The 14,883-nt window shown below is 41.0% G+C and carries 15 protein-coding genes; 4 read left to right on the top strand and 11 right to left on the bottom strand.

The window, feature by feature from the left end; all coding sequences use genetic code 11:
* Positions 1 to 193: 193 nt before the first annotated feature.
* Positions 194 to 2,512 (bottom strand): ATP-binding protein, encoded by a 2,319-nt coding sequence (locus tag QWZ07_RS00530; RefSeq protein ID WP_192854281.1) that lies wholly within the window; start codon positions 2,510 to 2,512, stop codon positions 194 to 196.
* 16 nt (positions 2,513 to 2,528) lie between these two features.
* A complete protein-coding gene (locus QWZ07_RS00525; protein WP_192854282.1) occupies positions 2,529 to 2,837 on the bottom strand; it encodes an Hpt domain-containing protein in 309 nt (102 codons plus the stop codon).
* 192 nt (positions 2,838 to 3,029) lie between these two features.
* Between QWZ07_RS00525 and QWZ07_RS00520 the strand changes: the two genes are divergently transcribed.
* The 3 genes from QWZ07_RS00520 (at position 3,030) to QWZ07_RS00510 (ending at position 4,601) form a co-directional block, all read left to right on the top strand.
* Positions 3,030 to 3,623 (top strand): TfoX/Sxy family DNA transformation protein, encoded by a 594-nt coding sequence (locus tag QWZ07_RS00520; RefSeq protein WP_225998574.1) that lies wholly within the window; start codon positions 3,030 to 3,032, stop codon positions 3,621 to 3,623.
* Between the two features lie 324 nt (positions 3,624 to 3,947).
* The gene (locus QWZ07_RS00515; RefSeq protein WP_192854284.1) at positions 3,948 to 4,190 is read left to right on the top strand and encodes a hypothetical protein; all 243 of its coding nucleotides are present in this window, start codon (positions 3,948 to 3,950) and stop codon (positions 4,188 to 4,190) included.
* Positions 4,191 to 4,307: 117 nt separating this feature from the next.
* Positions 4,308 to 4,601 carry a winged helix-turn-helix domain-containing protein gene (locus QWZ07_RS00510; RefSeq protein WP_192854285.1) on the top strand — a complete coding sequence of 98 codons (294 nt, stop codon included), beginning with the start codon at positions 4,308 to 4,310 and terminating at the stop codon, positions 4,599 to 4,601.
* A gap of 31 nt (positions 4,602 to 4,632) precedes the next feature.
* Here the strand turns inward: QWZ07_RS00510 and QWZ07_RS00505 are convergent, their stop codons facing one another.
* Positions 4,633 to 5,010 (bottom strand): four helix bundle protein, encoded by a 378-nt coding sequence (locus QWZ07_RS00505; RefSeq protein WP_225998575.1) that lies wholly within the window; start codon positions 5,008 to 5,010, stop codon positions 4,633 to 4,635.
* 90 nt (positions 5,011 to 5,100) lie between these two features.
* On the opposite strand from QWZ07_RS00505, the gene QWZ07_RS00500 reads away from it, so the two are divergent.
* Positions 5,101 to 6,243 carry an RNA-directed DNA polymerase gene (locus tag QWZ07_RS00500; protein ID WP_225998576.1) on the top strand — a complete coding sequence of 381 codons (1,143 nt, stop codon included), beginning with the start codon at positions 5,101 to 5,103 and terminating at the stop codon, positions 6,241 to 6,243.
* A gap of 24 nt (positions 6,244 to 6,267) precedes the next feature.
* On the opposite strand, the gene QWZ07_RS26540 is transcribed toward QWZ07_RS00500, so the two are convergent.
* From QWZ07_RS26540 to QWZ07_RS00465, 8 genes are all read right to left on the bottom strand, one after another.
* Positions 6,268 to 6,408 (bottom strand): hypothetical protein, encoded by a 141-nt coding sequence (locus QWZ07_RS26540; RefSeq protein ID WP_494403568.1) that lies wholly within the window; start codon positions 6,406 to 6,408, stop codon positions 6,268 to 6,270.
* A 195-nt stretch (positions 6,409 to 6,603) separates the two neighbouring features.
* Complete coding sequence (locus QWZ07_RS00495; protein ID WP_192854297.1) at positions 6,604 to 7,095, bottom strand: hypothetical protein; 492 nt, start codon at positions 7,093 to 7,095, stop codon at positions 6,604 to 6,606.
* A 94-nt stretch (positions 7,096 to 7,189) separates the two neighbouring features.
* On the bottom strand, positions 7,190 to 9,781 hold the full coding sequence (locus QWZ07_RS00490) for an adhesion domain-containing protein (protein WP_192854286.1): 2,592 nt from the start codon (positions 9,779 to 9,781) through the stop codon (positions 7,190 to 7,192).
* A gap of 192 nt (positions 9,782 to 9,973) precedes the next feature.
* On the bottom strand, positions 9,974 to 10,690 hold the full coding sequence (locus QWZ07_RS00485) for a hypothetical protein (protein WP_225998577.1): 717 nt from the start codon (positions 10,688 to 10,690) through the stop codon (positions 9,974 to 9,976).
* Positions 10,691 to 11,077: 387 nt separating this feature from the next.
* Positions 11,078 to 12,109: an OmpA family protein gene (locus tag QWZ07_RS00480; RefSeq protein WP_192854287.1), complete on the bottom strand. Its 1,032-nt coding sequence runs from the start codon at positions 12,107 to 12,109 to the stop codon at positions 11,078 to 11,080.
* A 216-nt stretch (positions 12,110 to 12,325) separates the two neighbouring features.
* On the bottom strand, positions 12,326 to 13,123 hold the full coding sequence (locus QWZ07_RS00475; protein ID WP_192854288.1) for a LysM peptidoglycan-binding domain-containing protein: 798 nt from the start codon (positions 13,121 to 13,123) through the stop codon (positions 12,326 to 12,328).
* Position 13,124: 1 nt separating this feature from the next.
* Positions 13,125 to 14,156 (bottom strand): hypothetical protein, encoded by a 1,032-nt coding sequence (locus tag QWZ07_RS00470; RefSeq protein WP_192854289.1) that lies wholly within the window; start codon positions 14,154 to 14,156, stop codon positions 13,125 to 13,127.
* Positions 14,156 to 14,878, bottom strand: a complete 723-nt coding sequence (locus tag QWZ07_RS00465) for a fimbrial biogenesis chaperone (RefSeq protein WP_192854290.1) — start codon at positions 14,876 to 14,878, stop codon at positions 14,156 to 14,158. Before QWZ07_RS00465 ends, QWZ07_RS00470 begins: the two co-directional genes overlap by 1 nt.
* Between the last annotated feature and the right edge of the window lie 5 nt (positions 14,879 to 14,883).

The following is a 14,883-nucleotide window of genomic DNA, read 5'->3' as shown; positions in this document are numbered from 1 at the left end:
TAAGGGCAAGTTGTGATTGAATGATTTAGAAATGCTAGCTACATTCAGCGCTTATTGGGATATATGATTCATAACAGTTTAAGAATTACCTTTGATGACAATGCCCTTAACTCTCAGAAAAATAAATGAAAGTAACAAGTTAAGATCTGAAGATGGCTAACCCTCAAAATATAGGTAAGAGTCTTTAACTAAGTTAGCAAGTACTACCTGATAACGCGAACTGAAGCTTTAGTTTTAAATCGCACGGATTGAGTGGTTTGGTTAGATAACACGAAAAATATTGGTTCATTCGAGACTCTTCTTGCATGGTGGCTCGTGCCGTAACGGCAATTATAGGTAACGATGGCTTACGCTTTTCCAACTCGGAAGCAAGCTCAATACCATCCATAACCGGCATAGAAATGTCCGTAAGTACAACATCAAAGTCATGTTCAGATGCGAGCGCTACCCCATCCAAACCATCATTCGCGGTCATGCATTCAAAACCCAGCGCGTTTAAATGAAACTCTAGAATTTCTCGGTTAAACTCAACATCATCAACGATCAGAGCTTTTTTATTTATGTAGTCTAGTCCCTGCCCAACATTATGTATTTGCTCTACAACTACGTTAGAACATTCAAAAACATTCATAACTTCTAGCGCTGGAAGTGCAATAACAAAAGTACTGCTTACGCCAAGCTTACTCTCAACCCGCAACGTGCCGTTCATTAACTCGACAATCGTTTTAGTGATAGCCAACCCCAAACCAAAACCAAACTGTTGGTCTTCTCTATTGACTTGTTCAAAACCGTTAAACACCGTATCCAATTTATCTGTGGGAATACCGCACCCTGTATCAGTTACTGAGATATTGAACGCTTTACCGTCGGTCGAAACTTCTATTGTCACGCCCCCCTTGTTTGTAAACTTCAATGCATTCGAAACCAAATTACTAATCGCTTGTTTTATACGAAGCTCATCAATCAGCAATGTTGTCGAAGCATCGACATTGCTGATAATATCAAGCGATAATTGCTTAGACTCGCTAATGGGCACAAACGTATTTTCAATTTCGCGAAGTAAACTCATTACCGACAGGCACTTAGGGTTTAATGAATAACTTGCTGCTTTTACTCTTTCAAAATCCAATAGGTCATTCACAATACCTAAAATGGTATTGCTCGCACTCGAAATACCGTTCAACTGATGGCTATGGGCTTCAACATGCTTACTGTCAGCCAACATATGCGTATAACCAATAATCGCGTTCAGTGGAGTGCGAACCTCATGGGACACATTTGAAAGCAGCACTGATTTCTGTTTATTCGCCTCACTGGCTTCTCGCGCAGCTAGCTCATATTGTTTCGTTCGCTCTTCGACTTCATATTCAAGCCCTTCAATTAAGTTTTTAATCTGGCCCCCAGCCTCAGAATAAGCTTTAGAAAGCTGCTCAATTTCGTCTCCATTACTACGAACCACATGTGTGGCTTTATTAAAATCACGCTGCTTTAAATATTGAGCTTGTGCGATCAATTTAGAAACCGGCATGAGCATCTTATTAACCGAAATTGAATTAATAACTAAGAATAGCCCAAGCAAAATGATATAGGAGAACAGCAAACTTTCTAATAACGAGTTATCTCCAGACAAAACTAGCTCTTTGGTGGTCACATAACTAGAACGAATCACATGTTCTGGAGTGACTAAAATCACCTTCCATTTTGTCAAGTTATTTTTCACGAAGGTAACATTATAAATACCGCTTAAGCTAGTAATAGCAAACCCCCCCATATCATGGGACATAATATAATTAACGGCACTTTTCCTAACCTCCTGGTCAAAAACGTTCGTTGACATCAACAGCTCAGTGCTTTGTTTTAAATTAGTAGCAACGAGCTTGCCACTGTCATCAACTAAAAAGTATCGATATTGGAAATCATCGATCATATTCTCAAACATTAACGAACGAGAGAAGTACTCTAAGTCAATGTCAAACCTTAACAAAGACTCATTCCGATCTTTTGGTTTGATATAAATAGAAAAATTGCTGACAATTCCACCTTCTACTTCTTTATCAATATATAAACCTTTATATTGATACATTTGACTAAGATCAACAAAAACTGAACGGATTACAATACCATTTTCGATGATAGAGACTTCTTGATTGCGGTTAGTATCAATAAACCGCATCTCTTTTATAAAGGGCTTAAGCTTAGTGTTAATATGAGCCAGCTGTTTGTTACGCAATGCCTCGTTTTGCGAGTCATTGCCAAAATCATGAGCAAAATCGACCGCTACATGCTCCACTTCCGCAGTGATCAGCTCAACCTCTTTATCAAGCCCTGCACTTTGAGCTTTCACAAAGGCAAACAGAAGCTTTTTGTTATTCCCAGTAATGCTCTCCTTTATCTTTTCAAATTGGTTTTGCGAAGAACCCTGAACAATTTCGCTAGCGAAGTACGTAAGCAATGCAACAAATAAAACCAATATTGTTGCATTAACGAAAATGATTTTATTTTTAAAAGACATGTTTCTATTCTCCAACTTAAGCTTCACAAAGGTGAATCATGGCGTTAGACATATCCATCAAAATTTTCTTTCCGGCACTTTCATTAATTACCACGTCGTAATGCTCCAACTTCAGGCAGATTCTTGCAATCTCCATAGCCCCGCAAGATAACGCAATGCCTTTAACTTTATGGGCGAGATCTCGATTGGACTCACGTCCTTGAAAAATATCATCACTAACCTTGTGCAAACTCCTAATGGCAATCTGACGAAATCTAACTCCAATATCCGATTGAAAGTTACAACCCGTCGCCATAAGAAATACATTTGTGTCGATGCTATACATACCTAATTCTCTCACCTTCATGACACCCTAAATTTTGAACGCCTGTCACAAAACCGATATGGCAGATGGAGAATAAAAATAACCAAAATGCCGAATGGCATTGTCTATTTTTTAAGTTAGCTTATGCCATATTCACCAAGGGGGGATATTTGAAAAATAGATCACACTATTTACAATTATCGAGTGAAAATAATGGCTCATCTTTTCAGACAGACTTTTAGACGCTTGGAACAACTAGGGCGGGTGTCTATAAAACAAATATTTGGCCTTACTGCCTTCTATGTAGATAACGTTTTGCTCGTTCTACATAAAAGTGGGGAACTGTACCTCAGGGGAACATCGGCACAAGAAAGCTACTTTATTTACAAAGGCTACCCCAAGGTGAATGCAGGTACTCTGGGGGTAAGCCAAAATGCGGACTACTACAAGTTACCAGTAAACCCTTGGAGCAAATATTCTTTGACTCTATGTGAAGCGGAAGTCACACTAGACCAAATAGAGAGATCACGTAGCAGTTACCTTTCGGTTCCCAAAAGGCTCAAAGACTTACCCAACATGCGATTTTCAACAGAACAACTTCTTGAGAAAGCGGGCATAAACTCCATTGAGAAACTCAGAAGCCTAGGTACGATTGGTGCTGTAAAGGCTATCCAACACCATACCCGCTATAAGCCAACCATCGAGTTGGTTTGGTCATTAGAGGGTGCTATCCAAGGTATACACCGTTCACAGCTACCGACAAACCTAAAAAACGCATTGCGCGCCCAAGTTCAAAGTTATTGTTAATACAAAGCTATCGTTAATGTAAATTCCAAACGCGGTTAGTTTGATGCCATGGCTATTAAGCTAGGGGTTATTAAGCTAAACCGCCTTTCCTTAAGTGATTTCCCTCAAACTGAATCTTGTTAACTTAGCCTATCCATTCACTTAATAGTTCGCTCCGTTTTAATTCGCATTGCCTTCCTTTATTTTGGTTTCCTATTACTTCCTCGGTTTAAAATCACAATTCAATTCCCAATACGACTCAATTTATAACTATTTATTTTACAATCTACCCTACCGGCACCAAACTAGGCATATTAACAAAACATCTAAACAAGGTGCCTAGGTATGCGTTCGTTACTCTTTGCTTCAACAGCAGTATTATCAACTATTGTCTCTTTTCAATCGGCTGCCGCAAATGTCACTGTGCGCTGGACAGGGAAAGTTCCGACTTCTGACTGCGCCTCAAACCCTATTAGCAACCAAGTCGCGTTCAACTCATTAAGTGAACGCTGCAAGCTAGAGCTCAAACAGAGTAAAACAACCACGACGACCAAAAAAGAGAACAAGATGGTCTTATTCGACCTTTAATTTAAAATGATAAGCCACTAGGTAGGCATACCAACCAGTTTGATATTCAATCCGACCTTGTCTGCAAACGCAGCATAGAAATAATAAAGGTACGATGATTAAACTGGTTGTTTATTTATGAAAATCACTTTGCAACATGGGGCGCTCAGGCTCTCTATTGAGGGTTGTCCCACAATAAAAACCATTCAACTCACACTCAGTGAATTTTTAGTCCTCGAAGAGTTGCTCGCTCATCAAGGGGAACATTTAACAAAACATCACCTACTTAAAGCCGGTTGGCCCAATTCATACGTTTGTAATAATGCACTGAATATGGTGATCATGTCTTTAAGAAAGAAGCTTCTTAGGCTAGGTGGATGGATTGAAATCAGTACTATCCATAGAGTGGGCTATAGTCTACATATAAATTGACGATATATGTGTTTTGCCGTGAGTTTGCGCGCTATCCCCCTAAAAACCAACGTCGCCAACCCACAACTTGTCTTTGAATATTCCCGATACATTCAGTCAACACAGCCAGTCCGCCGTGAGACAAAAACTTCATTTCCCAAGCTAATAACAGCAGTGCCGAGATAGTTTCTAACGAAGCATTAACCTCCATCAGCAACTTTGCAGCCCGCTCTTTTCCAACCGTTGTTGACTTGCTTTGTAAATTCGCTAGCACTACGTTACGAATCGCGGACGTTATTTCCTTAAGCAATTGCTCACCAGTTGTAAACCGAAATGCTCTGGGAAAATGCTTATGTTGGTTCCAATATAACTTATACAATTTCTGTAAGTCATAGTATATTCGATTATGTTTAAAAGGTTGCCCCATCATTATCCCTCCTCAATTCGTCACAAACTTGTCTCTGAGTTATTCCGTAGTGCGCAACTTGCAGGTCGTAGCCAACAAAAGGCCACACAGACATTGCAGTTACCAACACACTGCCACGAGCTCTGTCATGCCATACTTAGCGGTACCTATAGCCCTGAACCCTACCAACACTTCGCCATTACCGAACCCAAATTCAGAGAGATTTACGCTCCTTCATTCAAAGACCGTATTGTTCAAATGTGGGTGTGTAGTCATTTAACTCCACTAATGGAAAAGCGTTTTATTGACGACACTTACGCAAACCGCAAAGGTAAAGGAACCTACGCGGCTATAGAAAAAAGCCAAAAATTAATGCGGCAACCAAAGCACCAATGGGCTATGTCGTTAGATATATACAGCTATTTTAACCAGATAGATAAATCCCTTTTACTCAATAAAATAGAACGGCTTATTGCCAATGCCACCATTCACCCACTTAAACAACATTGCCTTATTGAAGTGACCAAGCAAATCATTACTCATGATACCGCACGTGAAGCTCTTACCCGAACCGGGGACCAGTCTCTTTTGCACGCCATCCCGAAACATAAACGGCTTATTCACAGCCCAAAAGGAACAGGCCTGCCGATAGGGAGCGTTACAAGCCAATTAATGGGCAATTATTACCTCAACGACCTAGATCATTTTATTAAGCACGAGTTAAAAGTAAAAGGTTACGTGCGTTATATGGATGACCTATTTTTACTTGCCGACTCTCCTGACACCTTACGAGACTGGCAGCAAGAAATTAAGTATTACCTTAAAGAACACTTAAAGCTTAAACTGCACCCAACTAAGGTTCGCCTTGATAAAGTTACACATGGTTTTGACTACTTGGGTTATCGCATTTATGGACACCACAAATTTATACGCCAATCTACAGTACAATCACTCAAGCAACGATTGCGTTACTTTCGTTCTTTACTTGGGCCAAATAATACGTGTTTAAACGTGCTTCCACCCGAGCGAGGTCAATGGCAACGATGGTACAGAGCAAGCAACACGCCCCCATTAGGGCTTCCTTTATATCGCGCAATGCTAAGCACGATTAATAGTTATTACGGGTTATTAAGCCATGCTAACCACTGCAGATTACGTAAGTCGCTTTACCATCATCACTTCGGTGAATTAAAAACACTCTTTATTCCTGCGAATGCACACTATACCAGTGTTAAACTTCGTTCTTGCCACTTTTGATAAGGCGACACCGCTGGGTATATGTCAGCCTGATACGCACGAGGCGTAATTCTGATTGGATGGGTTGTTGCTGTTGACGTTGCCATTGTTGAGGTTCACGTTGTAGTAGTTGGAACCATTAGCCGTCGACGACCAGTAGTTGTTGTTGGTCGCCCAACCCTTCACGTTTGCACTTATTGTTTATACGGAGTGTTGCCTTTCGACTTGCTCCCCTTTATTACCTTTTAAGGCCATAAGTGCCGATAACATACCAGGGCCCGCTCACCAATGCCGTAACAAAGGTGCTCTCTAGGCGCAGCAAAGCTGCTATGTTCCCTGTTTTTTAGCGTGTCGCCTTATCAAAAAATATCATTACTACGTTTATCTTTCAGTCCAGCGAATAACATCAAGTAGCAACCTACCCTCAGGGTTAGATGTGTCCGGTGTGCATTCGTCTAACTGGTGCACTAACCATTGTGGCATCCAAACTTTAGAGAAACTGTTATCTGTTTTTAGTCTGGGATTTAAGTCAGACCGTTCATGTGCGGGTAAGTCGTTTTTGTGCGATAGATACCACTCTTCCCAATGCGACATATCGGCATAAAAATCAATGCTGATGACGCCTTTTTCGTTAGGATACACGCCGACTTTCGCAAGGCTACTTGCGGGTAACCCGCCCGATAGAACACATTGTGAACCGAGTTTTTTCACCACTTTAGCCGAGACTTTTAAAGCAGGTAAAGAGGGGCGAGTTTCCACCCACTGCTGCCATGCGTAAAGTGCTTGGTCATAAAAGCGAACAAATATGCCTTCATGAATACCGATGATTTTACCTTGTTGCTGACTCAGCTTGAGTTTTGTTTCAATATCCATCTCTATCCTTACTGAGTTTAAAAATAAACCGTTAATTTTTGAAAAGAAAAAACGGCCCTGCGGGCCGCAAACTCTAAACGTTGAACGTTAAACCCTAAGAACCTGAGACGCACGAGGCGTAATTCCGATTGGATGAGCTGGTGCTGGTGACGAAGCCAGTGCTGAGGGTCACGATGGAGAAGTAGTTGTAGTAGCCAACAACAGCCGTCGACGACCAGTAGTAGCTGTAGGCCGCCCAACCCTTCGCATTGAACATGTTGCCATTGTTTGCATAAAGACTACTCAACTCACCTTGCGTTGGTAAGCGCCAATCATTCTTACCATTGAGCGCAATGGTGTTATAGTGTTCGCAAAGTTGGCCGGCCTCGGAATTTGTGAAACGACCAAACTCGCCTGTAGGGCCAGTTGTACCTGTTTCATTCCACGTTTCGCTATATTCATCGAACTCTAACCCTTTTAAAAAGCTGACGCTTGGACTTCCGGTATACAGCATTCCGTCGCTTTCCGCCATTTTAATGCAGTCGCCTGCGCCGTTTGTTCTGTCATCATCGCCGACTTGCCCCCCACAAAGGTAGGCATTAAACGTCACTTGGCTTGTTGATTCCGTCTGCTCGCCCACCGTCGTGGTATAAGACGAGGTAACATCAAATGTCATTTTGATTTTCGGCGTTTGATACTGCGGATCCCATTTTACGCGAACTTTTTGCTCGCCCTGTGCATCGGTTTCCGTTGTCTCATCCACCAGAAGGGGGGTGACAATATCCGACGTATCGGGGTGCTCGCCAGTACTTACCTTTGACTCAACCGAATAACCTTCTACCGGGTTTTCATAGGCATCTTTCAGGGTTGCCGTTACCTCGTTACCTTCAACTGAGGTGTAGGAAGCGTTGTTGATCGTCGCTTCCGATGTCACACCTGCAGTCTTTTCATCACCGATGAAGTTTACTTCATGAGTTTGAGTCACACCGCCGACATCAAAAGTTACGGTCACCGTCTCAGCTTTCGTGCTGGTTAATGTAAACTCAGCAACACCTTGGCTATCAGTTTCTTGCGTCGCAGGGTCTAGTGTTGCATTAGAACCAGAGACCGATGCACTGATTTGCGTATCTGGCCTAACTTCATCGCCAAGTTTCAGCGCCACAGAGACCGTACCAACATCGGTACCATTCGCCACCACCTCTGTACTTGAGTCAGGTTGTACCTGAATCAGGCCTTGCTTGATACATGTAGCATAGTAATAGCCAGTCGGACTAAGGGCTCCCGCCTCAACGCTACCACTGTCAGACAAGTCTACCCGCTTAGCCTCTTCAGCCACATCGTCATAAGCAAGGTACGCGTATTCCGCTGGCCAATTGTGCTGCGTTTGCACATTGATGTTCCTTGCCATCTGCGAAAGTTCCTCTACCGTTGGCAGCGAGGCACCGCTTTGCTGACAATACTCTACCGCTGTTGGGTAACGCACCCCTGCCATGTCGATTGCCGGCGAGTACGCTGTATCACTGAGTTTGGCATCGTAAACTAGGCCTTTATTTGCTGCGTCAACCGTAGTAAGGGGCGCAGTAAACACATCCGCTAAATAAGGAATGTCTCCCCATTTACCTGACTGGTTTGGGTCTACAACCTCTACACGAATCAAACCCATATCATAAACGCCATTATGATCACTGACGGCAAAACTTATGTAGTGATAGCCCGGCTTTGGTGCTTGAAAGACGATCTTTTTGTTCCCGGTGTTCAGCGGATCTTTAGAGGCTGCTTCGGCGTTGAATGTATTAACGTAAACTAATTGATAATCATCACCATCATCAGATGTTACAAATTCACTGATGTCGATTTCTATTTCCGTAGAGACGTTAACAGCATCGGGATATTCAATAGTATCATTAATCGTAAAGCCTTGGTTCGCCTCATAGCCTACTGCGATATCCAAAACACCCATTAATACTAAGCCGTTCCCTGAATCTTCGAAGGTATAGAGCACACGGTCAATGCCGGTAAAACCTTGCGGCGGTGTATATTCCAAGACCTGATCATCTGTATCATTTATTTTAACTGAACTAGAACGAGCATACGGCAGTGTAAGTTCCCTTAATACAAACTCGTCACCTAAAGTAAAGCCAACTTTATCCAGTTCGCTTTTCAGTGAAACGCTCACATCTTCATTAATCAGTGTTGTCGCGCTCACTGGAACCAATTCGGTTGAGCTAGGATCGCTACTTACCGCAATGCGTGCGATCGCAGAGCTCGAATCCTCTCCACTACTATTATCACTCATTGCCATTGGCGCTTCAGCCACACGTCCCATTGGCGACAATGTTCTAGGGGTCACATGATACCGATAATCACACACCTTGGTATCAGAGGCCTGAATTACAAACCCAGTTTCTGTCATACTTTCTACTTGGCAGCTATTGTCGTTAGACAAGACCTCGACTTCACTCAGCGCAAAACCGCCGCCAGTAGATGAAAAGATCTTTGATGATAGGTCAACTTCAAATAATTCTGAATAACCAGTTGAGTAAGTGGCATTTTGAGCTGAAACTGTTGCTAATTGAGTTTCAGAAGACTGCCCGGTACTACTTTCGCCGCCATCGCCGCCACCGCCACACCCAACAAGACCAAGTGTTACTGCAAAAGCCAAGCTCGGACCTATACCGCTCCTCAAGTTTTTATTTAAGTCGTTCATAGTTTTTCTCACTAATTTCTTCATACATTTTTAAATTTCACATTACCCTTTGCCAACAAAAGCGCATTGGGCATATGTGATTTTTTGTAAATCAAAGTGCCATACCTGTAATTTTTAATTTATCAAAGACCACCCCAAAAAAATTAAAAACAATCAGTTAAAATAGATATTTAATAATATAATTAGCCACTCTTAGTGAATTAACTTCATTCCATTAGAGTAACTCTTATCATAAGACGTGACAGTCACATTAAGCTGCTCTCTTTGAACACCACTCAATAGAGAAAACGTTTTATCTCTGCCTGACATAACAGTGAATTTTTGCTTACATTGCACTTTATTATCGATATTACATGAATTAACATCGACATAAATTAACGTATTACTCTTATTATCGATGCGTAAATCCTCACCTTGATTGTAAATATTATAATCAAAATTTGGCATTGTCGTTAGGATAATATAAACAGGTGAAAAACCATAGTTTATCTCGACACCGTGAATTTTCTCTCCCTCTTCTTTATAACGACTAGGAGTAAATGGCAGCATAAACATCAAATCTTTGCTGTTATCGCAAGACGTGTTGTGGCATAAGCTACGAATACCCACGTCTTTCTCTTCGCCAGGTTTTAAAACTAACCTTGGATGCGTAAGAGATATTTTCCAATCATCCAGGTTATTTCTTGTATACCGATGGCGAACGATCTTGTCGCCATCAACCACTTGAATTTCTTCTACTTTTCCATCAACAAAAATCGGGTGAGGCTCGTCATTAATAAGTGTCACGACACCATTGCCCTTTTGATCCGCGACGACTATCATTTTATCGACATTAAAAGCATTGGCTGCGGTAGAAGTCATTGCCGCACTAATTGTAAAAGCTGTGAATAGATTAGATTTAATTCTCATGTTACTCTCTACTAAAAATGATATACTTGATGATATTACTCGTCTATTTTACTGAGTGCGTATATAACACCAAGCGCGACTAGAATGAGTACATACATGTTTAAAATATTTGATCCGATCATTACTCCGCTCTCTTACATTTGACCTTCATGTATATAACTGAGGTATTAATTGGCATATTTACGAGCCCAAACCATAAAAAGTGAGTAGCTCGATTGGTGAGCAGTATCGCGCGTTCAGGTTTGAAGGTATTGGGCATTTCTCAATTTCTAAGATGCGGGATGCGGGATGCAAGGTGTCAAAAATGAAAAGATTATAAAATTTAAGATGCAGAAAACAGTAAAAAGGGCACAATTGTGCCCTTTGTATTTATGTCAACACAATCATCTAGTTATAAGAAAATCCGATATTAACGCGACGGTTTTTGGCACGTCCAGCATTAGTATTATTATCTGCGATTGGGTTGGTCTCGCCATCAGAAAAGACATTCATTCGATCACGGCTAATCTCTGCGTTTTCAAGATATTGAGCAACACTACTTGCACGCTTTCCTGCTAGTTGCTTATTCAAAGTTTCCGAACCTTCATTGTCAGAATGGCCAACGATAATCACTTGCAACTCTTGCCTCTGTTTCATCAATTGAATGATTTTATCTACCTTAGAGGCCTGTACTTTTGATAACTCATAACTCGACACCGCAAACGAATCGATGCCAACGCTAGTAGGTAGCACTAAAGGTACTTTATTTGTATTTTCGAACTCTTCTGACTCTTCTTTTAGTTTGCTTTCAACAACGGTAGGTTCGATTAGTTGACTAGGGCGCTGACTCTCAATAACTTCATTCGATGTTTCCTTACCTAATCCAAATCGATATTTTAACCCTAACAGTGCGCTGTGGTTATTAAACAACCCAATCGAAGGTGAGTTATTACCTACCTCATGAACGTATTGGTAGCTAGTATTCACCTGCCAATGTTTTGAAATATCATACGCTAAGCCAACTTCACCTAATGGCGAAAGACCAGTCTCAGTTTGCTCAATACCTGAACTGTTGTCTTTATTCTTTAAATCCCAATATGCAGCGCCAATTTTACCAAATAGTGACCATTTTTCTGCAAACATCCAGTCATAACGAATACCAGACTGGATAATACTGGTGTCGATGTCAGTTGCCTTGTTATTAGCTTCCAAGGTACTCCAATGTTGATAGCCAAGGTCGATGCTCCAGTTATTGTTCCATTGATAGCCACCATAGATACCGAGAAGCCAGTTGTCTTCCATATCATCAACATCTTTAACTTCATCTGCAAAGTTATAGCCGGATTGTAGCCCGACAAATACATCGCTTTGATTTGGCTGAGCGTATGCGGTTGCTGATGATATTAATGCTGTACAAATAAATAAGTAATTTAATTTCATAATTCTATTTTCTATTTTCTATTTTCTATTTTCTAACTTGATGAATTGAAAGGTAAATTATAGAAAATCTTATAGTAAACTAAATAGCATTCCTAAAATCGATTTTTAACAGGTGATATTTAGAGATAGTCAAAGTTTTATAGCTACGAAAAAAAACACTGCCCAAAATGGCAGTATTTCTGTTTCAAGAAAGGAATTTTAATATAAACAGCCAATTTACTCTAAACAGACAATTTTGGGATAAACTATTTTCTCACCAGGGTAAATAACATTCAAATTACGGTTATAAAGGTATTGATTTACTTCGACTAATTCATCCAATGTAATATCAAATGTTTTTGCTATTTTTAGTAAATGGTCGCCAGAAGCTACTCGGTATTCAATTAAACTCTGTCGACATGATGGCGCTTTCTTAGTTGGGACAATAGACGCCAATTGGGTTTCCGGCGTTGTTACTTTAGTTGGCTCTTCAATTGGCTGCTCAACATTAGGCCTTGGATTGATATCGGAAAGGCCCTCTGCCGCTTCATTGCTTGAAAAACGATAAACCAATAGCGCATTAAATGCGTATAGATCATCTTGTTGACGAACTAAATCAAAGACGCCTTGGTAACCAAGGTCGGCATACCAATTTTGACCCAAATGATACTTAAGACCAAGTGATGCCGTTAAATTGGTATCATCACTAGAAAGCGCCCCTCCGACTCCTGCATATAAGGAAGCAAAATCACTAACAGGTAACAGTAAATCTGTTTCAATCATCACCGCTCGGAGGCTATCTATTCCAGGGTCAGAAAAAGCAGAAAAATCAGCATAGCCAAGTTCAAATAGTACGTTTTCATTAATGTTATATCCAACCGACGCCTTGTAACCAACCGCTTCAGTCTGTCCCATGTTGTCATCAAATGCAGAAAGCGTCATGCCGCCACTCATCTGAACAGGCAGATCCTCTGCTGACGTACTAATGGATAAGAACACAGCGACAATCGATGTCATTAGGTTTATTTTTTTCATATTAAATACCAGGCTCCAACATGATCGTAACTTCATCAAAATAATCACCGGAAACAGCTGAGCTGCCCTCAATATCGTAATCAAAGTCCAACGTGAAGTTGATACTTGTTTGCACTCCAGCACCTTCTGAAATAGCGGGGGTTTGATTCCTTAATTCCCCTTCATTGACTAAGTTACTAAGGTCACACTGATCGCAATTTATGCTATAAGGAATAACCACACTAGGGCTATTTGAATTAACCAATTCGTATGACTGTTGGGGCATGGTTAAAACAATTCCATCATTAAAATAACCGTTCGCTGTAATATCGAATGATGTTGTCGATGTTATTCTTTTCCCAATTGTGTCGTAGGCTGGCGTCATGACACCATCTCCAGTTACAAACACGCTATCGAGTTGAACAGGCTGATAATCAAATGAAAACAACATCACTTCATTGATGTTGCGATAAGTCATAATGCCGTCATTTTCGTAGTAGTAACGAATATTTACTGGCACAGAGGCGGAATATAGCCCCTCTGGTAGCCCACTAAATGCCGACACTATTTCACTTTCGCTAATATCGAAAATAGGTCTCAGGAATATAAATGGGCTCGATTTTTGTTTGTTAATTAATCGAACAGACGAAACACAACTCGTACCTTCAACAGTCACAATCGGTAGTGACACCTCATCAAATGAGCAGCCACCACTCACGGTATTCGCTGACTGAGCAAATTCAATTCCAGTGGTATTGTATTGAACGCCAGATATATCGATCGCTATTGATTTTGGGGTATTCCCATCCCCGCCAATTAAAGTCATCTCAGTTGGAGGTGTACCCGAAAACGTCGCGGCCGCCCACGCCTCTGAAGCCTGCAGCATAGGAGGAGTTTCCCACCTACTTGGCAGCATTTTACCGTTGTAACGTGTCACATTGTCCCAGCGAACACCACCAGCCTTCACTTCCGCGCGAATTTCAAACGCAGCTTGAGCCATATTTGTCGTCATTAATGCAATAAATGCTGCAATATATAGGATACGTCCAGACATTAGATTTTTCCTCTCATCACCGTTTCTTTCTTTGAATAGCTTTTGTCGTGAGATGTCACGGTGATCGTCAACTCGTTATTTTGCATACTTTCAATTAGAGGGAACGTCTTGTTTCTTCCCGATACAACAGTAAACTTTTGTTTGCATTGGACTGTATTTACAGCGCTACATGCATCAACAAAAAAGTTGAGCATAGTATTACTTTTATTTTCAACTCTCAAGCTGCCACCGTTATTGGTCAATTCGTAAGCATAATTAGGCTGTGTTGTAGGAATAATATAAACGGGTGCGAATCCGTAATTAATTTCCACACCACTCACTACTTCATCAGGCCTGTATTTACTTGGAGAAAAAGACAACATAAACATCAAATCTTGCGAATTATCGCATGCAGCGTTGTGGCATAAACTACGTATGCCAACGTCTTTCTCTTCTCCGGGTTTCAAAACCAACTTCTGGTGCGTTAATGACACCTTCCAATCGTTTAAGTTGTCTCTTGTATACTGCTTTTTTTCTACCTGCTCTCCGTCAACAATATTTATTTCATCAACCTTCGCTTGGACAAATATTGGTTGAGACTCGTCGTTGGTTAACGTAACGATACCGTTCCCTTTATCATCAGAAACAATCACCATTTTATCTACTGTAAAAGCTTGTACACTTATAGATAACAATATAACGGTGAGTGATACTAAATTTAGTAATACTTTATTGGATTTCATCTCGC

The organism is Vibrio lentus, from assembly GCF_030409755.1.
Taxonomy (GTDB): Bacteria; Pseudomonadota; Gammaproteobacteria; order Enterobacterales; family Vibrionaceae; genus Vibrio; species Vibrio lentus.
The sequence above is the reverse complement of the archived record's forward strand: the minus strand, read 5'-3'. Positions and strand labels throughout refer to the sequence as shown.